We start from the raw sequence: 20,236 nt of genomic DNA on the forward strand, positions 1-20,236 counted from the left end.
CATGGTAGAATCTCACACCAAACATGATTTTGCCTTGACGACAGAAGAGCGAGAAGAGATCGAGCAAGAAAAACATCACTATGAAGATGCCAGAGCCGCTTCAATTGAAGCATTAAAAATTGTACAAAAAAAACGCGGTTGGGTGGAAGACGGTGCTATTTATGCAATTGCCGATCTGTTAGGTATTCCGGCTAGTGATGTAGAAGGAGTGGCCACCTTCTACAGTCAAATTTATCGCCAACCTGTTGGTCACCATATTATTCGTTATTGTGACAGCGTGGTTTGTCATATTACCGGTTATCAAGGTATTGAGGCTGCAATTATCAAATTATTAAAGATTGCGCCCGGCCAAACAACTACTGATGGCCGGTTTACCTTATTACCAACTTGTTGTCTGGGTAACTGTGATAAAGGTCCGACTATGATGATTGATGAGGATACCCATAGTCATGTAAAGCCATCTGATATTCAACGGCTATTGGAGAAGTATCCATGACAACACAGCGACAAATTACCCGTAGTGCGCAGACACATCCATTAACCTGGCGGTTACGTGAAGATCAACAGCCGGTCTGGTTAGAGGAATACTTAAGTAAAAATGGTTACCAAGGTGCTAAAAACGCCCTAAAAAGTATGTCGCCAGATCAAGTTGTTAGCTTAGTTAAAGATGCTGGTCTTAAAGGTCGCGGTGGTGCTGGTTTTTCTACCGGCCTCAAATGGAGCTTGATGCCGAAAGATGACAGCATGAATATCCGTTATTTACTTTGCAATGCGGATGAAATGGAGCCTGGAACCTATAAAGATCGTCTTTTAATGGAACAGCTACCGCATTTGTTGATCGAGGGAATGTTAATTGGCGCCTTTGCATTAAAAGCGTACCGTGGATATATTTTCCTGCGTGGTGAATATATCGAAGCTGCTAAACATTTGCGGAAAGCGATTGAGGAAGCGAAAGCAGCGGGTTTATTAGGTAAGAATATTCTGGGTACGGATTGTAATTTTGAGCTTTTTGTGCATACCGGTGCTGGGCGCTATATTTGTGGTGAAGAAACAGCGCTGATTAACTCCCTTGAAGGGCGCCGGGCAAATCCGCGCTCAAAACCTCCTTTTCCGGCAACATCCGGTGCCTGGGGTAAGCCGACTTGTGTCAATAATGTGGAAACACTTTGTAACGTGCCTGCGATTATTGAACATGGTAAAGAGTGGTATCTCGGCCTTAGCGAAGGTAAAAGTAAAGATGCCGGAACTAAGCTGATGGGATTTTCCGGGCGGGTTAATAATCCAGGGTTGTGGGAATTACCTTTTGGTATTACTGCTCGCGAGATCCTGGAAGATTATGCCGGTGGAATGTGTAAAGGTTTAACGCTTAAAGCCTGGCAACCAGGCGGGGCTGGTACCGACTTTCTAACCGAAGCGCATCTCGATTTAGCAATGGATTTCGACAGTATCGCTAAAGCAGGTAGCCGTCTGGGTACCGGGCTTGCCATGGCGGTTGATAATGAAATTAATATGGTTTCTTTAACTCGCAATTTAGAGCAATTTTTTGCTCGCGAATCCTGTGGCTGGTGTACACCGTGTCGGGATGGCTTACCCTGGAGTGTGAAAATTCTACAGGCGTTAGAGCGTGGTGAAGGACAACCAGGCGATATTGAGACATTAGAGCAACTTTGTCGCTTTCTTGGGCCAGGTAAAACTTTTTGTGCTCATGCACCTGGTGCGGTAGAACCTTTACAGAGTGCTATCAAATATTTTCGTGCTGAATTTGAAGCGGGCATCAGCCAACAGAATTTTACCAACTTGAGTCCAATTACTGGCATTCAAACAAATTTGTTAAAGCAGCGTTGGTGATAACTTACGCTAAGCTGAATAAAAACATATTTAAGTCGACTGAATTTTTGATTAACGCCTGCTGAAAAAGCAGGCCATTAGGAAGCATCCTGACTATGGCTACAATATATGTAGACGGCAAACGATATGATGTAAATGGGGCTGAAAACCTATTGCAGGCCTGTCTCTCTCTGGGCCTGGATATCCCTTACTTTTGCTGGCACCCAACGTTAGGAAGTGTTGGTGCTTGCCGTCAATGCGCAGTTAAGCAATATCAAAATGCTGACGACACACGTGGTCGTCTGGTAATGTCTTGCATGACACCGGCTTCTGATGGAACCTATATTTCCATCGATGATGATGAAGCCAAACAGTTTCGTGCAAGTGTTGTTGAGTGGTTGATGACAAATCATCCACATGATTGCCCAGTTTGTGAAGAAGGCGGCAATTGCCATTTACAAGATATGACGGTGATGACTAGTCATACAATGCGTAAATATCGTTTTACCAAAAGAACACATCATAATCAGGATCTAGGTCCATTCATTGGTCACGAAATGAATCGTTGTATCGCTTGCTATCGTTGTGTTCGTTATTACAAAGATTATGCTGATGGCACCGATCTGGGGGTTTATAGCGCCCATAATAATGTCTATTTTGGCCGGGTGGAAGACGGTACGCTAGAGAGTGAATTTGCTGGCAATTTAGTTGAGATCTGCCCAACGGGGGTTTTTACTGATAAAACCCATTCTGAACGTTACAATCGCAAGTGGGATATGCAATTTGCGCCAGGTATATGTCAACAGTGTAGTATTGGTTGTAATACAAGCCCTGGTGAACGTTATGGTGAATTACGCCGGATTGAAAACCGTTATAATGGGGTGGTAAATCACTATTTTTTATGTGATCGTGGCCGCTTTGGTTACGGTTATGTTAATCGCAAAGATCGACCTCGTCAGCCTCAATTAGTTAAAAAAGCAAAACGACACACTATTTCGGTGATGGAGGCGATGCAAACGGGCGCCAAAATTTTACGCCAAGCAATAAAGACTATCGGTATTGGGTCACCAAGAGCTAGTATCGAGAGCAATTATGCATTATGGGCACTGGTTGGCGAAGAAAATTTTTATTCAGGTATATCGACAGCAGAACAACGTCATCTCGAACTAATGGTTAATATTCTGCAAAAAGGAGGCGTCTATACGCCGACATTGCGTGAAATTGAAAATTATGACGCGGTGCTGGTTTTGGGGGAGGATTTAACCCAAACTGGAGCTCGTATAGCATTAGCGGTTCGTCAGGCGGTTAAAGGTAAAGCAAGGGCAATGGCTGAAGCACAAAAAGTGACAGATTGGCAAATTGCCGCCGTGTTAAATATTGGCCAACAGGCTAAATACCCATTATTTATCACTAATATTGATGATAGCCGTTTAGATGATGTTGCTGCATTAAATTATCGCGCGCCGGTTGATGATCAAGCTCGCTTTGGCTTTGCTATTGCCCATGCTTTGGACAGCAAAGCGCCAGCGGTGGATGATTTGCCAGCGGATATTAAAGCAAATGTTGAATTAGTTGCTGCAGCGTTATTGCAGGCCAAAAAGCCACTTATTATTAGTGGTAGTAATTCTGGTAGTGAAGCACTTATCCAGGCCGCAGCTAATATTGCTTTTTCATTAAAAGCGAAAAATGTCGAAGTTGGAATTAGCTATATTGCAGCTGAAGCTAATAGCTTTGGCTTGGCTTTAATGAATGCTCAATCGTTAGATATCGCAATGGAGCGTATTTCATCCGGTGAAGTTGATACTGCGGTAGTAATGGAGAATGATCTTTATCGGCATAGTAATGTTGATAGTGTTAATAATGCTCTGAAAAAGCTGAATAAATTGATTGTTGCGGATCATCAACATACTACTATTATGGATCAGGCGGATCTGATTTTACCCGCTGCCAGCTTTGCTGAAAGCAGTGGAACATTAATTAATAATGAAGGTCGAGCGCAACGTTATTTTCAGGTGTTTGATCCGACTTATTACCAAGCTAATATTGCCATTAATGAAAGTTGGCGTTGGTTACATTCATTGCAGGCAGAGCTCAAAACACGTCAAATCGATTGGTTACAATTAGATCATGTTATCCAGGCCTGTATAACCGCTATGCCGCAGTTTTCGGCTATTGTCGATGCGGCACCTAATGCCACATTCCGTATCCATGGACAAAAATTAGCCCGTTCACCCCAGCGTTATAGTGGACGTACCTCAATATTGGCTGATATAGAGGTCAGTGAACCTGGTCAACCATGTGACATTGATACGCCATTTGCTTTTTCGATGGAAGGTAATAATAGCCCCACCGCTATTCGCCAGCAAATTCCGTTTGCATGGTCGCCAGGCTGGAATTCACCTCAAGCGTGGAATAAGTTTCAAGCTGAAGTCGGTGGCCATTTACGTTTTGGCGATCCGGGGATCCGATTATTTGATTCAACTGATAGTCGCTTAGATTATTTTACTGCTATTCCGCTTGCCTGGCAGCGGCAGGATAATCAATGGACGATTGCACCTTACTATCATTTATTTGGTAGCGATGAAACCTCACAGCGAGCTGAAGCAATACAACAACGTATGCCAGAAGTTTACATTATGCTCAATATTCAGGATGCTGAAAACCTGGTTGTTAAAGCTGGGGCAGTGCTTGAATTCAGTTATGGTGGGCAAATTTATCGATTGCCAGTTCGTCTCAGTTATCATTTGGCGCAAGGACAGATTGGTTTACCTTTAGGTATGCCTGGGATTGCACCAACGATGGCAGGTATGGCGGTGAAAAATTTACGGAGGGCGACATAATGACCCTATTTTCTGCTGAAGTCACCGCAGCGATTATTGCTGTTCTACAAGCAATAGTTATTTTGCTGGTGGTGGTTATTTGCGGCGCTTTAATGAGTTTTGGCGAACGTCGTTTATTGGCACTGTTCCAGAATCGTTATGGACCTAATCGGGTAGGTTGGGGAGGCTCATTACAGATTGCTGCTGATATGATTAAAATGTTATTTAAAGAAGATTGGATCCCACAATTTTCAGATAAGCGCATTTTTATGTTGGCACCAGTAATTGCCTTTTGTTCCATGTTATTGGTATTTGCCATTATTCCGGTTAGCGCAACTTGGTATGTTGCCGATCTTAATATAGGTCTGCTGTTTTTTTTCATGATGGCTGGCTTAGCGGTTTATTCGGTACTGTTTGCAGGTTGGTCAAGTAATAATAAATACTCTTTATTAGGCGCGATGCGCGCCTCAGCTCAGACGTTAAGTTATGAAGTTTTTCTCGGCCTTTCATTAATGGGGGTCGTTGCCCGGGCTGGCTCCTTTAACTTAATTGATATTGTCAATTCGCAAGCTGGATTATGGAATATTATTCCACAATTTTTCGGCTTTTTAACCTTTGTCATCGCGGGTGTTGCTGTTTGTCACCGGCATCCATTTGATCAACCTGAATCAGAACAAGAACTGGCCGATGGCTATCATATTGAATATTCCGGTATGAAATTTGGTCTGTTTTTCGTCGGCGAATATATCAGTATTGTCACCGTTTCTGCATTAATTGTGACCTTATTTTTCGGCGGCTGGCTTGGCCCATTTTTACCTGGCTTTATTTGGTTTGCATTAAAAACAGCTTTCTTCATGGTAATGTTTATTCTTGTTCGCGCCTCATTACCACGTCCGCGTTATGATCAAGTGATGGCTTTTGGTTGGAAAGTGTGTTTGCCATTGACGTTGATCAATCTGTTAGCAACCGCAGCAGTTATTCTATGCAACGCTTAATAAGGGAGGATTGAGCCATGACATTAAAAGAGTTAGTGGTTGGTTTGGCCACCCAGATACGTAGTATTTGTATGATCGGGCTACATGCTTTTCATAAACGTGAAACGAAAATGTACCCGGAGGAGCCGGTTTATGTACCTCCTCGTTATCGCGGGCGTATTGTATTGACCCGAGATCCTGACGGTAAAGAACGTTGTGTGGCTTGTAATTTATGTGCGGTAGTTTGTCCGGTTGGCTGCATTTCATTACAAAAAGCGGAACAGCCAGATGGCCGTTGGTATCCAGAATTTTTCCAGATCAATTTTTCCCGTTGTATTTTCTGCGGTTTATGTGAAGAGGCTTGTCCGACTACCGCTATTCAACTAACGCCTGATTTTGAAATGGGTGAATATAAACGCCAAGATCTGGTCTATGAAAAACAAGATTTGTTGATTTCAGGGCCAGGTAAATATCCAGATTATAATTTTTATCACAAAACGGGTATGGCGATTAGTGGTAAAGATAAAGGTGAAGCGGATAATGAAGCTAAGCCTATTAATGTTAAAGATTTGTTGCCATAAGGAGCGATGTTTATGGAATTTGCATTTTATGTCGCTGGATTGGTGGCTATTTTGGCGACGCTTAGGGTAATAACACATACCAATCCAGTACATGCGCTGTTGTATCTGATCGTTTCTCTGTTAGCTTTATCGATCGTTTTCTTCTCGGTTGGTTCTTATTTTGCCGGTGCCTTAGAGATTATCGTCTATGCCGGGGCTATTATGGTGCTGTTTGTGTTTGTGGTCATGATGCTTAATTTAGGTAAATCAGTCGTTGATCAGGAGCGTGCCTGGCTACAACCAAAAGCATGGATTGGCCCAGCTATCCTTTCAGCAATTTTACTTAGCGTGATTATCTATGCCATTGTTTCAATAAAACATAGCCAGATAAAAGGTCAGATGATTAGTGCTAAGGAGGTTGGTATGAGCTTATTTGGTCCTTACGTATTGGCCGTTGAACTGATTTCTTTACTGTTATTGGCGGGTCTTGTCGTGGCATTTCATATTGGGCGTGAAAAGCGGCTTAACTCTCTGGATAGTCATTCGGATGTGGAGGAACAAGTATGATCCTTCTGCAACACGGTTTAATTTTAGCGGCAATTTTATTTGTTTTAGGTTTAAGTTGTCTGCTGATCCGGCGCAATCTTCTCTTTATGTTAATTGGATTAGAAATAATAATTAACTCAGCCGCATTGGCTTTTGTGGTGGCGGGTAGTTATTGGGGACAAGCTGATGGCCAAGTCATGTATATTCTAACGATTAGCTTGGCTGCCGCGGAAGCAAGTATAGGATTGGCGTTGTTATTGCAACTTCATCGTCATCGCCAGAACCTTAATATTGATGAAGTCAGTGAGATGCGCGTATGAATTTACTCTATTTAACCATTCTGCTGCCACTATTGGGATTTCTACTACTCGCATTCTCTCGCGGACGTTGGTCGGAAAATGTGTCCGCTATCATCGGGGTTGGTTCGGTAGGGTTGGCAGCACTGGTAACATTTTGGCTAGCGATTGATTTTTGCGCTAATAATGCTGACGATGGTTATGCTGATCGTCAAACATTATGGCACTGGATAGCAGTAGGCGACTTTAACATCCCAATTACACTGGTACTTGACGGTTTATCGTTAACCATGTTGGCAGTTGTGACTGGTGTCGGCTTTTTAATTCATCTATACGCTTCTTGGTATATGCGTGGTGAAGAAGGTTATTCTCGTTTTTCTGCTTATACCAATTTGTTTATTGCCAGTATGGTTGTTTTAGTTTTGGCTGATAACATGATGCTAATGTACCTGGGTTGGGAAGGCGTCGGGTTATGTAGTTACTTGCTAATCGGTTTTTATTACACCAATCCAGAAAATGGCAAAGCAGCCATGAAGGCTTTTTTTGTCACGCGGATTGGTGATGTATTTTTAGCTATTGGCATGTTTATTCTCTATAACCAATTTGGCACCCTTAATTTCCATCAATTGAGCATACTGGTACCACAACAAATTAGTGCAGGCTCTTCGCTGATTAATTGGGCTACGCTTACGATCCTTGGCGGTGCGGCCGGTAAATCTGCTCAGTTGCCTTTGCAGACCTGGTTAGCCGATGCAATGGCGGGGCCAACTCCAGTATCTGCGCTTATTCATGCCGCAACAATGGTAACTGCTGGAGTTTATTTAATCGCACGCACGCATAGCCTATTTTTGATGGCACCGGAAATATTGCACTTAGTCGCTATTATTGGTGCAGTCACCCTAATATTGGCTGGATTTGCGGCCTTAGTACAAACAGATATCAAGCGCGTATTAGCTTATTCGACGATGAGTCAAATAGGTTATATGTTTTTAGCTTTAGGTGTTCAGGCTTGGGATGCGGCTATTTTTCATTTAATGACCCACGCTTTCTTTAAAGCTTTACTCTTTTTATCCGCTGGCTCAGTGATTGTTGCCTGTCACCATGAACAAAATATATTCAAGATGGGTGGTTTACGTAAAACGTTACCTTTTGTTTATGGTTGTTTTTTAATCGGCGGTGGCGCGCTAGCGGCAATACCACTAGTTACTGCCGGTTTTTATAGCAAAGACGATATCTTATGGGGAGCAGCCCTTCAAGGAGAAACAGTTTTACTCTGGGCTGGTATAGTTGGTGCATTTATGACCGCACTTTATACCTTCCGTATGATTTTTATTGTCTTCCATGGCAAAAAACAGACCTCAGCTCAAACTGTCGGTGGTATTAGTCATACTCTGCCGTTAGCGGTATTAGCAGTTTTATCTACGGTTATTGGTGCACAGATTGTTCAACCGTTAGCGGGCATATTTCCTGTCAATGAAACAATCAATGAGTCGGGTAAAGTTAGGCTGGAAATAATTTCAGCAATTGTTGCATTATTGGGGTTGGCACTGGCGGTATTCCTCTATATAGGCAAACGTAAGGTTGTTAAATCAATTGCTAAAAGCGCAGCAGGGCGTTTCTTTACTATTTGGTGGTATCAGGCTTGGGGATTTGACCGACTCTATAACCTTATTTTTGTAAAACCATTTAAAGCAATTGCTCAATTATTGGCAAATGATCCTGTCAATTCATTAATGAATATTCCCGCTGTGATGTCACGTTGGGGCAATAAAGGCTTAACGTTAAGCCAGAATGGGCAGATCCGTTGGTATTTGGCTTCTATGGGGTTAGGGGCAGTGTTGATGTTAGCACTGTTACTTCTGGTTTAATAAGGGACACATTGCGCCATGCTATTACCTTGGCTAATACTTCTCCCCTTCATCGGTGGTGTCTTATGTTGGCTGTCCGAACGATTCAATAAATGGGCACCACGCTATTTGGCACTGCTTGTGATGGGGTTAACTCTGCTCCTCTCTGTATTACTTTGGTTGCAGGGAAATTATTCGTTGCCTGATACGTTGGCATTACCCCAATGGCAGGCGATCTTTTTCATGCCATGGATCACGCCATTAGGTATTAATATTGCCCTAGCCATTGATGGTTTATCATTACTAATGATAGTGCTAACGGCTATTATGGGGATTTTTTCCATATTGAGTTCGTGGAGTGAAAATCAACCTAATCAGGGTGCTTATCACTTCCATTTGATGTGGATTTTAGCCGGCGTGATGGGAATTTTCATGGCGGTGGATCTGTTTTTGTTTTTTTTCTTCTGGGAAATGATGTTGATCCCGATGTATTTCCTAATTGCTAATTGGGGACATAAAGGCTCAGAAGAACGTGCACATGTTAATGCTGCAACTAAGTTTTTTATTTATACCCAAGCAAGTGGCTTGATTATGTTGCTGGCGATTGTGGCATTGGCATTGATTCATTATCAATCATCGGGTCATTGGTCATTTGCCTATCACGATCTGTTAAATACCAAAATGTCAGCGCTGACACAGTATTTATTGATGCTGGGGTTTTTTATTGCCTTTGCGGTAAAAATGCCTTTGGTACCTTTTCATGGATGGATGGCAGACGCGCAGGAACAATCCCCAACGGCCGGCTCCGTTGATATTTCAGGTATCATGCTGAAAACGGCCGCTTATGGTTTATTGCGTTTCACTTTACCGCTATTTCCTGAAGCATCGATTCAATTTACCCCTATCGCCATGACGTTAGGTGTGATCAGTATATTTTATGGTGCATGGTTAGCATTTAAACAGACAGATAGCAAACGTCTGGTGGCTTATAGTAGTTTGTCGCATATGGGGTTTGTTACCGTCGCCATTTATGCAGGCTCCATTCTTGCTTACCAAGGAGCTGTGTTACAGATGATAGCCAATGGCTTATCAGGTGCGGCTTTGATCATTATTAGTGGTCAACTTTATGAACGCACCGGAACACGTGATATGCGCATGATGGGCGGATTATGGAAACGGATCATGTGGCTGCCTGCGCTATCACTATTTTTTGCGGTTGCAACCTTAGGAATGCCGGGTACCGGAAATTTTGTCGGTGAGTTTATGATCCTATTTGGTACTTTTGGCCAATTCAAATTGGTGACCATTATTATGGTATTCGGTGTGGTATTTGCATCTATTTATGCACTTCGGATGATGCAACAAGTTTATTATGGTACTGCAAAATCGGAAAAAGCACTGCCTGCTTTAAATGGTCGCGAGGTGTTGGTTTTATTGACATTAGCACTGTTATTAGTGGTATTAGGTTTTTATCCGCAACCGGTGTTAGATACTTCAAAAAATGTGATGGAATCACTCCACAGTTTATATTCTATTTCATTTTCAACATTAAGGCCATAATTCGTCATGACCATAACTTTTGAACAATTGATCGCATTGTCACCACTTTTGATCGTTGGGCTATTAGTGGTGATTGTGATGTTATCCATTGCCTGGCAACGCCATCATTTAATCAATGTCACATTAACAATAACCGGTTTTATTATTGCCCTGCTATCTTGCTTGTTAATTGGAGATAGGTTGCCGATTGAAGTGACGCCATTAATCTATGTCGATAAATATTCACTTTTCTATAGCATACTGATTTTGATTGCCGGTATTGGCACAGCAATTTATGCCTATCGATGGCTTGCAGGGTATCCGGATAATAAAGAAGAGTTTTATTTATTACTAAGTATTGCGGTAACTGGCGGGATTCTGTTATCAATGGCTAATCATTTAGCAACCTTATTTATTGGTATTGAATTGATTTCATTGCCATTATTTGGCTTGGTTGGTTATGCCTTTACTCAGAAGCGTTCATTAGAAGCTAGCATTAAATATATGTTACTATCCGCCGCTGCTTCTGCATTTTTATTGTTCGGTATGGCATTACTTTATGCTGAATCAGGCAGTTTAGCCTTTGCCAAATTAGGTTCAAGCCTAAATGAGCATATTATTCACTATCCAGTCCTTATGGTTGGTTTAGGCATGATGTTGGTTTGTATTGGTTTTAAACTCTCTTTTGTCCTATTCCAATTATGGACGCCGGATGTTTATCAAGGTGCGCCTGCACCAGTTGCGACATTTCTGGCAACTGCCAGCAAGATCGCTATTTTTGCGGTTTTAATGCGTCTACTGATGACATCGCCCATAGCAGAAAGTCAGGCATTATTGTCAGTACTCAGCGTTATTGCCATTGCTTCTATACTGTTTGGTAATTTGATGGCTATTTCACAACAGAGTATTAAGCGTCTGTTAGGCTACTCATCTATTGCCCATATGGGATATTTGCTACTACCGTTAATTGCTTTACAGACTGATAGTGTTGCAGCACAAATTACAGTGTCAATCTACTTTATTGGCTATTTATTCGCTAGTTTAGGGGCTTTTGGCGTGGTAAGTATTCTATCCAGTCCTTATTGTGGCGATGATAAAGACGATGTTAGTGTTTATCGGGGATTATATTGGCGCCAACCGGTTCTAGCGATTATTTTGACTATCATGATGTTGTCGTTAGCTGGCATACCGATTACTTTAGGTTTTATTGGTAAATTTTATCTCATCATTAGCGCTATCAATGCTGAGCTGTGGTGGCTAACGGCTGCCGTTATTGTCGGTAGTGCGATGGGTTTATACTATTATTTACGTTTTATGGCCAGTCTATATAGCCGTCAGCCAATAACAAATAATCAATCTGATAAACAGTCAAATGTTAATTTAGCAACTTTATTTGCGCTCTTGTGTGCTGTTATTACAATTTTATTGGGAATATGGCCACAACCATTGTTTGAGATTGCGGTTGCTGCCTTGGCGGCATAAATATCAGTATACGTTAATAACCCAGCGCTAATATCGCTGGGTTTTTTACGCTCAATGTTATCAAAAGTGAAAAAACTAACCAATGGTTTGCTAAAGATACAAATAGCAGAATAAATACGAGGTTAGCCAATTGGCTTGATAAAATGATTTATTGGATGGTAAGTCAAGAGGATAGTAAGTAATAGTGGTTAATATTACCGAGTTTATGGCAAGTGTTCATCAATTTTTATCTGAACAACAAATCGATGCTGGAAGTGTGCGACAATATGAATTCCCTTTACCCGCTGATATCACATTTCCTGCTTTAGATTGGTTAGCCAGTCAGCAATTTTATCCTCAATTTTATTGGTATCATCGCGATGGTCATGAAGAAGCGGTTTTACTCGGTGAGGCAAAACATTTTAGCAACATTGCTGATGCTGAACAATTTTTACAGCAACAAACAGCAATACCAACCATTCGTATCTGGGGATTGAACGCTTGGCAGCCACTGCCGGATAATGAATATTATGCCGATTTTGTTGGTAATGATAGCTATTTGTTTTTACCACGAATTGAGTTTCGTCATTGTAAGGAAAAGTGGATATTGGCTATCAATATTATTGATCAACAAGATCTGCCAGATGCCCTGCAATTTTTATCCAAATTGCAATCAGTCAAACCCATCTTGCCGATTAATAGCCGTATTAAGCGAATTCAACACCTTCCTGAATATCAACAATGGCACGATTTAACCACTCAGGCAGTAGAACTGATCAATAGTGGGGGTATGGATAAAGTTGTGATTGCCCGTCAAACGGATATTCAATTAACCAAACCGTTAAATCAGGCAAGTCTACTGTCGGCAAGTAAAGCGGTTAATGGTCAATGTTATCATTTTATGATGTCCTTTAACGCTCAACATACCTTTTTATCATCAACTCCTGAGCGACTTTATTATCGTAAATTTCAACAACTTTACACTGAAGCATTAGCTGGAACAGTAGTTAATTCATCAGACCCCATAGTCAGAAAAACCAATTCCGATTGGTTAATGCATGATGATAAAAATCAACCACGAGTTTCGCACAAAACTAATTTGGGTACGCTAATAAAACACGGATTTGCTCAGTAATAGCACTTTTGATTACGTCCCAATTTTGTTGATAAAGGGTTATGTTGTTCAAACCACGCAGAAATAGCGAGAAAAATATGATTTCTTTGCGCTCGGCTCGTGCGAGCCTGACAGCGTTCAATACCACAGTTTTGTTTAACTTCTCGATGATAAACTTCAACAGACCAACGGGCATCCATGATAGATTTGAGGTATTGACGGGTGGGATTCTCTTTGTTTGTTACTATGTAATCAATACGGCCGTTTTTGGCTGTAAATTTGAAAACGGTTATCCAACCATATCCTCGCAAGTGTATTGACGTTCCTTCTTCTGAGATGTCTAACTTGTTCAGTTGTTTGTTATGGTTAACAATCCTATTTTTCCTCAGCGTGGTTACCCAGATCCAACCATGAGAGCGAATTGATTTCAGGTTATCCAGGCTAGAATACCAAGCATCCATCACTACCGCTTCTGGCATGATCCCTCTTTTTTTAGCAAGAGTGAGCATTTCGGAAAAGTGCGTGTTTTTTGTTTTTCCATCAGAATCTTTATCATAAATACGATAATTGATAGGAATTGATTCAACCTTTGTCAGATCATGCCAAAGCAAATTAACTAAACCTATGCCAGCAATAACCTCATGTTCATTACCTGAATATCGATAATGGACCATCTCTATTTTTTTACTACGTGTTTTGGCAATCAATGTATCATCGGCAATTAGTACGCAAGGGCTTTTTTTGTCTATAGAAGGTTCAACTAATCGCCATAGGTCTTTAGGTCTAAAACATCTACTTTTTAGCCATCGGCTAACAGTGTCATGAGATAAAGGCGATGGGCTTACTTCTGATAACACTAAACCAGAGTATCTTAAACTGCTTACTATAAAGAAGTAATTTATTTGATACTTGTGGGAACATCCGGGAATTGGCGGGAACTCATGGGATTTCTTAGGGTTAGCTCGGATTTATCTATTTGATACCGATGAGCAAAATATGAACAAAAATGAGCCTATAGGCAAAATATTTGATACTTACTGCAATGGATTTAAGACCGTTTTAAAATAGCTTTAATATAGTAAAAAGCATTAGCTTAGCAAGCGCCTCAAGCACTGGCTTGGTGCTTATGATTTATTTCTTCGGAAAGGGTACTACATTGCTTGATTTCACGCAAAATCTCTCTTACGCGATTAGGTGGTAATTCCTGCAAACTAAGAGCTGCCTCCCTTGCCTCTCCTGAAAGTTTAAGTAAATCTACACCCCCCTGTTCTAGTAATAAAGCTAATAATTCAGCACCTTTGCGCCCAAGTAATCTAGCTAACTTTTCCCGTTCTACAGGCTCCAACGACCTTAAAATAGCATTAAGATCTTGCAAGTTACGATCAAGTAATGACTCATTCTGTTGTGGCTGTTGTGGCTGTTGTGGCTGTTGTGGCTGTTGTGGCTGCTGGCCATTAACTAACCAATCAATACTGACATTTTCTTTACAAGCGATTTTTTGAATCATACTTAGTAAAGGTTGAGTATTTTTGCTTAAGTAGTTATTCAAAGTTGATGTTGGAATCCCCCAGTCTTTTGCGGCTGCTCGTACACTTCTGCTACCTATAAGTGCTTTCAATCGGTCTTTAAAACTTTCTTTTTCAGTATGTTGCAAAGAAAAATCTTTGCTTTTAGCATCTGTCATTTTCTTTTCCTCTAATTTATTGAATCAAAAGGCTTTGTTTTAACTTGAGCAATTTTCGTGTTAAAAACGAAAAGAAAGGAGCTAATTTGCTTTACTTTGATTCAAGTTAAGATAATAATATCTATGGATAACACACCCATGTTATCTGCATATCTAACCTTTTAGGATAATCGAATAATGCTTATAAATGAAGTTTTAAACCGTGATTGGCACCGCCAACATATTGTGGCTGCGGTGCATGTGAAAGGGTTCACACTTCGCCAGCTCTCCGTTCAGGCAGGATTAAAGCCAGATTCACTAAAAAACGTGCTATATCGCCCCTGTAAAAAATACGAACGTATTGTTGCGGAGGCGATCGGTGTTGCTCCTGAAGAAATCTGGCCAAGTCGGTATCGTCGTGCCCGTGAGGTAGCCTGATTATGTTTGTATCAGTGAATGAATTAATCGGGATACCTGGTTTACCTAGTACTGTGCAAGGCTTGCGTTGGTCTCTAAATAAATGGGCCGCTGGTTCTGTTTCGATGAAACGCAAACGTCCAGGCACCAAGGCTTACGAGTACCACATTGATTGCTTACCACCTGAAGCCCAGAACGCGATCCGTGAGCGTCATCTTCAACAACTGATGATCGCTGCACCGGTGGATGATGCTGCCAAACAACCCACTGTATCAAAGGTCAACACCGATCCGGAGAAGCTTGGCAAGTTGGACGTTTATCGCCGTTGCCCTGCGTTGATTGGCAATAAACTGGCCGACCTGACGGACAAGCAGCGCCAGATTGCCGATGCGAGAATGTTACTGGTACAGCATATCCTTACTATCGGCCAACAGCCGCGTTATAGCTGCGCACAGGCCATCCGCTTTATTGTCCAGCAGGCGAAAAAAGGCCAGTTGCCCGAAAGCATCGCGCAAGCGGCACAGGTGGCTAATGCCAAGAAGGGCAAAAGCCGTCAACTCAGTGAAATCACCCTTAAGCGCTGGCTGGCCGACTACAAAAAAGCCGCCACGCCCGCCGAGCGCCTGATTATCTTGGCACCGGGTAAGCGCGAGGTGGTCAAACCGGAGCAGATAGCCTGGTTACATGACTATCTGGCGCACTATCGCAAGCCAAACGGGTGCAGCATGAAAGAGGCCTATGTGGATTTTTGCGCCGAATGGCAACAACGCTATGCCGATGAGCCGCTGATGTTGGCCGCGCAGCCTTCCTACGATGCGGTGCTGTACGCGATGGAGAAACTCCCCGAAATCGTCAAACAGCGCGGGCGCAAAACCGGCAGCGAATATCGCCAGCTGGAAGGGTTTGTCCGCCGCGACTGGACCAGCCTGCCGGTTAACTACGTCTGGATTGGCGACGGTCACGGCATGAAGATGAAAGTCGCCCATCCCGACCACGGTCAACCCTTTTCGCCGGAAGTGACTTTTATTATCGATGGCAGCTGCCGCTATATCACCGGCTGGAGCCTGTCGCTCTCCGAGAACGTGATTGCCGTTACCGATGCCCTGCGGTATGGCATTGCCACTCACGGCAAACCGTTTCTCTACTACTCAGATAACGGCAGTGGTGAAACCAATCTCACCCTGGATGCAGACGTGACCGGTATTCTGCGGCGGCTCGAGATTGACCACCCGACCGGTATCGCCGGCAATCCCCAGGGGCGCGGCATTATCGAACGCCTTAACCGTACCTTGCCCATGTACCTTGCCCGCCGCTTTGCCACTTATTACGGTACCGGCGCTGACCGGGAAACCGTGCGCAAGACTGGCAAGGCGCTTAAATCCGCCTTAAACGCTCAGGCAAAGGGCCATGCACTGACGGTCGCCCAGCAGAGCACGTTACGCAAGCTGCCCTCCTGGGAGAGGCTGATTGATGAAATCAAGGCCGGGGTCGAGTGGTACAACGCCCGTCCGCACAGTGAATTACCCAAACGCCCCGATGGCCAGCATTACAGTCCGGCCGAGTTTCGCCGCTGGAAGCTGGAAAACGAAGCCACCGAGCTGGAGTGGCTGACACAGTTTGAACTGCGCGACCTGTTTATGCCACAGACCGAGCGCACGGTCAGGCGCTGTGAAATCCGTTTCCTTAACAATATTTATTATGCCGCCAAACTGGCCGAGGAGCACGACCGCAAGGTGTTAATCAGTTACGACATTCACGATGCCAGCAAGGTTATCGTGCGCCGTATGGACGGTACTTACCTCTGTGACGCCCTGTGGGACGGCAATAAACAGCTGGCCTTCCCGGTAACGGCGGAATACCACAACCGGCAGCAACGTATCAAAGGGATGCGTAAGCGGGGTGAGGAGAAAGTGGCATTAGCAGAGGCAGAAAATACCCTGACGTTGCCGGCTGAAAAAGTCAATGACCTCGGCTTACCGGTCAATGTTTATCGGCAATTGGGGAATACCGCATTAAAAGCTGAGGTTGAAGAACAGAGCGACCTTGATGCGGAAGCCGCGTTACAACGGGGTTTGGCATTACTGGAAGCCCAGCAGATTGACCCGCTGTTGTAAAAAAGCCATCTGGTCGGCAAACCGAATGGCCTTATCGAAACACAAAAACACTTTCTTTCAAAGAGGCAAGATGATGACTCAAAATGATGATCTTATCAAGACGCTGCATCAACTGATTGATTCAGGCCAGGTCACACAGGCGCAGATTGCCCGTGAAACCGGCCAGTCGAGTGCAGTGATATCCAGCTTTATCAACGGTAGTTATAACGGCAATAACCAGCGCGTCGGTGAACTGTTAACCCGCTGGCTGACGGATTATCAGCAAAAAAAGACTTTGCCCGCGCCGCCGCAGTTTGTGGAGACGGCCACGGTCAAGGAGATATGGGCGGTGTTCCAGTTTGTCCGGCTGGCGCAGTGCATGAATGTGATTGTCGGGGTGCCGGGGGTGGGCAAAACCTTTGCTGCCTGTCAGTACTGCCAGCATGCCAATACCTGGATGGTGACCCTTTCCCCGGCCCACGCCAGCATTACCGAGTGTCTGCTGGAGCTGGCGGAAGCGTTGGGTCTTAGCGACCTGCCCAAAAACAAGGGGACGCTGGCGCGCGCGATACGGCGGCGGCTGACCGGCACTCACGGGCTGGTGATTGTCGATGAGGCTGACCACCTGGGCATTGACGGCCTGGAGCAGCTGCGCGCCATTCAGGATGCGACCGGGGTCGGGATGGTGCTGATTGGTAACCCGCGCGGCCTGTCGAAATCGGCCCGCTCAACCCAGGGGGCGGATGACTTGGCTCGGCTGTACAGCCGTATCGCCCGCTCCAAACGGCTGTTAAAGGCCAAAAAAGCCGATGTGGCCGCGATTGCTGCCGCCTGGGGCATTACCGGCGAAAGTGAGCTGACGCTGGTACAGGCCATTGCCCAGAAAGCCGGTGCCTTGCGGGTATTGTCGCACACCCTGCGCCAGGCGTGGCTGATGGCCAGCGGTGATGCACAGGTCCAGCTGGGGGAAAAATACATCAAGGCGGCCTTCAGGGAGGTGTATACCGATACCGACCTGCTGCCGGCAAGGGGGTGAGTATGGGCGGTGTGCTCTTTACCGACAGCGCCGGACGCCAGGTGCTGCTCAATACCCGGCGGGTGGTGTCTGTCTCGCTGGAATCGTCACACAGCCTGTTAGTGTCGTTTGGCAACCGGGGAGACGCGCTCTATGTGTTGCCGGATGCGCAGGAGGTGATGATGCAGGTCTGTCATGACATGAACCAGTTACTCAGGAGAGCCAGTGATGAATAACCCTTTACGCCATGAAGTCCGCGCCCTGCGGCGTATGGCCCGCTACGCCAGCTATAACGTTGATGGCACTATCCGGCCCAATATTACCCTGTCACGCGGGGCAACGCCGTACCTCTGGCTGGACCGGTATGAGATGGCGGCGGCGACCTTGCCCCCGGCCCAGCAACAGTATTACCGGTGGCAGGGATTTGATGTGGATGTCTGGGAAGCGCTGCAACTGGGCTGTTATCTCTCTGGCCCAAGCCGGCGTCAGGCGTGGTACGCCGCCTGGCACACCTTACGGGCATTGCTGTCCGGGCGGTCAGTGCCGTCCGAATCGGGGCCGGTTTTACTGAGCACGCTACTGTATGAGGCTCGGTTATCAATGAAAAGGCTGAATAAGGAAAGGTCATCATGATGAACATGTTTGATGCCATGAACGCCGTGCGCCGCCGGCTACGTCAGGCGGGCAGCGACATCCTGCATACCCGGCGTTACTGCCAGCGCCCGTTTATAAAAATCACCCCGCCGGTACGCCCGGGGGAGAGGGATAACGCGACGGAAATCACCCTTTGCTGCCAGGGAGAGCGCCGTCAGGTGTATGCCCGCCAGATTGAGGGGTGTCTGGTGTATTGGGACACCACAGAAGAGAAGAGACCACAGGAGTGATAAAAGCGATGAAAAATAGCGTGCAACGTATGAAAAATCCCGCGAGCGAAGCCGTACCACAAAGTCGGGAAGCGGTCTGCCAGGCGATAAAAACCCTGGGCGATCTGAAACGGGAACAAGTGCGCACCGAGACGCAGATGAATGACGCGATTGCCAATATTACCGGGCAATATGTTCCCAGGCTTGAACAGCTGAAAAAAGAAGGCAAGGCATTACTTAACGGTATCCAGTCCTGGTGTGAAGCGCATCGTCAGGCGCTGACGCTCGACGGTAAAGTGAAAACGGTCAACTTTACCACCGGTACCGTCAGTTGGCGATTGCGTCCAGCCTCCTGCGCTATCCGTCATACGGATGAGGTCCTGGAGGTACTCCGACGTATGCAGCTTGAACGTTTTATTCGGGTAAAGGAAGAAATTAACAAGGAGGCGATTTTAAACGACCCCAGTGCCGTAAAAGGGATTGTCGGCATTACCGTGAAAAACGGTGTGGAGGACTTTGAAATCAAGCCTTTTGAACAAAAAGACGCCGGATAATTCCGCGCGCGTTATTTCGTTTTACCTCTAATAACCTGAGTTCGGGATAAGCGTTAGTTATGAGAAAATAAAAATAGCTCATTTATCAATAAAAACCTTTTAAAATCAATAAAATGATAAAAAAAGGAATATTTTTAGTTGGTTGTAGGTTAAAAAATAAGCTATTTTCTCTGCTAAAATCATGAAAAAAGCCAAAATTTAGCACTGTTTTATGTAATAATTTTAATTTAAGTAATTGAATATATAATGAAAAAATTTATATTCCTTATCCCGAACTCAGGTTCTAATAGTGTTAAATCCGGCGCGTGCGTCAGGGCTTCGTGCGCGCCAAATTCAGCCGAGGACATATTATGTCAGTGAATGAACAGTCTATTTATGATGCCGCCCTGGCGCCATGACCGGCAAATGTTAAAAACCATTGAGCGCTGTGGGGCACTGGCCGGCGCGCTGTGCCGTTTTCTTTCGCAGGGGCAGAATATGCGACAAGTCTGTCAAACCGTGGCGGACATGGAAATCATGCTCGCCCAGCTTCGCCTGAACGGTCTGGCGGCGATGATTGACGATGAAAAAGTGCGCAAGCTGGACGCCTTGTCGCAACGCCTATTGACCCAACAACCGGCGACGATAAACACGGGGGAAGGATAAGTC

At 44.6% G+C, this 20,236-nt stretch carries 20 protein-coding genes and 1 pseudogene; 19 read left to right on the forward strand and 2 right to left on the reverse strand.

The genetic code is table 11. The annotated features are described in order from the left end of the window. Position 1: 1 nt before the first annotated feature. The 11 genes from nuoE to V3224_RS10005 all read left to right on the forward strand — a co-directional run bounded on the left by nuoE (position 2) and on the right by V3224_RS10005 (position 13,004). A complete protein-coding gene (gene nuoE / locus V3224_RS09955; protein WP_334470375.1) occupies positions 2-496 on the forward strand; it encodes an NADH-quinone oxidoreductase subunit NuoE in 495 nt (164 codons plus the stop codon). After that, complete coding sequence (nuoF, locus tag V3224_RS09960) at positions 493-1,848, forward strand: NADH-quinone oxidoreductase subunit NuoF (RefSeq protein WP_334470258.1); 1,356 nt, start codon at positions 493-495, stop codon at positions 1,846-1,848. Before nuoE ends, nuoF begins: the two co-directional genes overlap by 4 nt. 95 nt (positions 1,849-1,943) lie before the next feature. Beyond that, a complete protein-coding gene (gene nuoG, locus V3224_RS09965) occupies positions 1,944-4,667 on the forward strand; it encodes an NADH-quinone oxidoreductase subunit NuoG (protein ID WP_334470260.1) in 2,724 nt (907 codons plus the stop codon). Then, on the forward strand, positions 4,667-5,641 hold the full coding sequence (gene nuoH, locus V3224_RS09970; RefSeq protein ID WP_032114673.1) for an NADH-quinone oxidoreductase subunit NuoH: 975 nt from the start codon (positions 4,667-4,669) through the stop codon (positions 5,639-5,641). Before nuoG ends, nuoH begins: the two co-directional genes overlap by 1 nt. A 17-nt stretch (positions 5,642-5,658) precedes the next feature. Then, positions 5,659-6,201 carry an NADH-quinone oxidoreductase subunit NuoI gene (gene nuoI, locus V3224_RS09975; protein WP_032114672.1) on the forward strand — a complete coding sequence of 181 codons (543 nt, stop codon included), beginning with the start codon at positions 5,659-5,661 and terminating at the stop codon, positions 6,199-6,201. A 12-nt stretch (positions 6,202-6,213) separates the two neighbouring features. Beyond that, on the forward strand, positions 6,214-6,747 hold the full coding sequence (nuoJ, locus tag V3224_RS09980) for an NADH-quinone oxidoreductase subunit J (RefSeq protein ID WP_334470263.1): 534 nt from the start codon (positions 6,214-6,216) through the stop codon (positions 6,745-6,747). Continuing rightward, positions 6,744-7,046: an NADH-quinone oxidoreductase subunit NuoK gene (gene nuoK, locus V3224_RS09985; protein WP_334470265.1), complete on the forward strand. Its 303-nt coding sequence runs from the start codon at positions 6,744-6,746 to the stop codon at positions 7,044-7,046. Before nuoJ ends, nuoK begins: the two co-directional genes overlap by 4 nt. Continuing rightward, a complete protein-coding gene (gene nuoL / locus V3224_RS09990) occupies positions 7,043-8,890 on the forward strand; it encodes an NADH-quinone oxidoreductase subunit L (RefSeq protein ID WP_334470267.1) in 1,848 nt (615 codons plus the stop codon). The genes nuoK and nuoL overlap by 4 nt, the downstream gene beginning before the upstream one ends. An 18-nt stretch (positions 8,891-8,908) precedes the next feature. Then, complete coding sequence (nuoM, locus tag V3224_RS09995) at positions 8,909-10,429, forward strand: NADH-quinone oxidoreductase subunit M (protein WP_334470269.1); 1,521 nt, start codon at positions 8,909-8,911, stop codon at positions 10,427-10,429. A 6-nt stretch (positions 10,430-10,435) separates the two neighbouring features. After that, positions 10,436-11,890 (forward strand): NADH-quinone oxidoreductase subunit NuoN, encoded by a 1,455-nt coding sequence (gene nuoN / locus V3224_RS10000; protein WP_334470271.1) that lies wholly within the window; start codon positions 10,436-10,438, stop codon positions 11,888-11,890. A 184-nt stretch (positions 11,891-12,074) separates the two neighbouring features. Then, positions 12,075-13,004 (forward strand): chorismate-binding protein, encoded by a 930-nt coding sequence (locus tag V3224_RS10005; RefSeq protein ID WP_334470272.1) that lies wholly within the window; start codon positions 12,075-12,077, stop codon positions 13,002-13,004. Here V3224_RS10005 and V3224_RS10010 read toward each other — a convergent pair. Both V3224_RS10010 and V3224_RS10015 read right to left on the reverse strand, forming a co-directional pair. Then, positions 12,964-13,912 (reverse strand): annotated as a pseudogene (locus V3224_RS10010) (IS701 family transposase). The gene V3224_RS10005 and the pseudogene V3224_RS10010 overlap by 41 nt on opposite strands. A gap of 176 nt (positions 13,913-14,088) precedes the next feature. Further along, on the reverse strand, positions 14,089-14,667 hold the full coding sequence (locus V3224_RS10015; RefSeq protein WP_334467881.1) for a helix-turn-helix domain-containing protein: 579 nt from the start codon (positions 14,665-14,667) through the stop codon (positions 14,089-14,091). Positions 14,668-14,844: 177 nt separating this feature from the next. Here V3224_RS10015 and V3224_RS10020 point away from each other — a divergent pair, with 177 nt between their 5' ends. The 8 genes from V3224_RS10020 (at position 14,845) to V3224_RS10055 (ending at position 20,233) form a co-directional block, all read left to right on the forward strand. Then, positions 14,845-15,084: a helix-turn-helix domain-containing protein gene (locus tag V3224_RS10020; protein ID WP_334467883.1), complete on the forward strand. Its 240-nt coding sequence runs from the start codon at positions 14,845-14,847 to the stop codon at positions 15,082-15,084. A 2-nt stretch (positions 15,085-15,086) separates the two neighbouring features. After that, positions 15,087-17,177: a Mu transposase C-terminal domain-containing protein gene (locus V3224_RS10025; protein ID WP_334467884.1), complete on the forward strand. Its 2,091-nt coding sequence runs from the start codon at positions 15,087-15,089 to the stop codon at positions 17,175-17,177. Positions 17,178-17,250: 73 nt separating this feature from the next. Continuing rightward, entirely contained in the window at positions 17,251-18,192 is a 942-nt protein-coding gene (locus V3224_RS10030; protein ID WP_334470377.1) for an AAA family ATPase, read from the forward strand. 2 nt (positions 18,193-18,194) lie between these two features. Beyond that, the gene (locus V3224_RS10035) at positions 18,195-18,407 is read left to right on the forward strand and encodes a hypothetical protein (protein ID WP_010618224.1); all 213 of its coding nucleotides are present in this window, start codon (positions 18,195-18,197) and stop codon (positions 18,405-18,407) included. Further along, positions 18,400-18,804 carry a hypothetical protein gene (locus V3224_RS10040; RefSeq protein WP_334467886.1) on the forward strand — a complete coding sequence of 135 codons (405 nt, stop codon included), beginning with the start codon at positions 18,400-18,402 and terminating at the stop codon, positions 18,802-18,804. The genes V3224_RS10035 and V3224_RS10040 overlap by 8 nt, the downstream gene beginning before the upstream one ends. Further along, positions 18,801-19,055: a hypothetical protein gene (locus V3224_RS10045; protein ID WP_334467887.1), complete on the forward strand. Its 255-nt coding sequence runs from the start codon at positions 18,801-18,803 to the stop codon at positions 19,053-19,055. Before V3224_RS10040 ends, V3224_RS10045 begins: the two co-directional genes overlap by 4 nt. 8 nt (positions 19,056-19,063) lie before the next feature. Next, positions 19,064-19,588, forward strand: a complete 525-nt coding sequence (locus tag V3224_RS10050) for a host-nuclease inhibitor Gam family protein (RefSeq protein ID WP_334467889.1) — start codon at positions 19,064-19,066, stop codon at positions 19,586-19,588. A 360-nt stretch (positions 19,589-19,948) separates the two neighbouring features. Continuing rightward, positions 19,949-20,233 carry a hypothetical protein gene (locus tag V3224_RS10055; protein WP_334467891.1) on the forward strand — a complete coding sequence of 95 codons (285 nt, stop codon included), beginning with the start codon at positions 19,949-19,951 and terminating at the stop codon, positions 20,231-20,233. Positions 20,234-20,236: the final 3 nt, after the last annotated feature.

This window comes from Arsenophonus sp. PmNCSU2021_1 (genome assembly GCF_036919435.1).
GTDB lineage: Bacteria > Pseudomonadota > Gammaproteobacteria > Enterobacterales > Enterobacteriaceae > Arsenophonus > Arsenophonus nilaparvatae.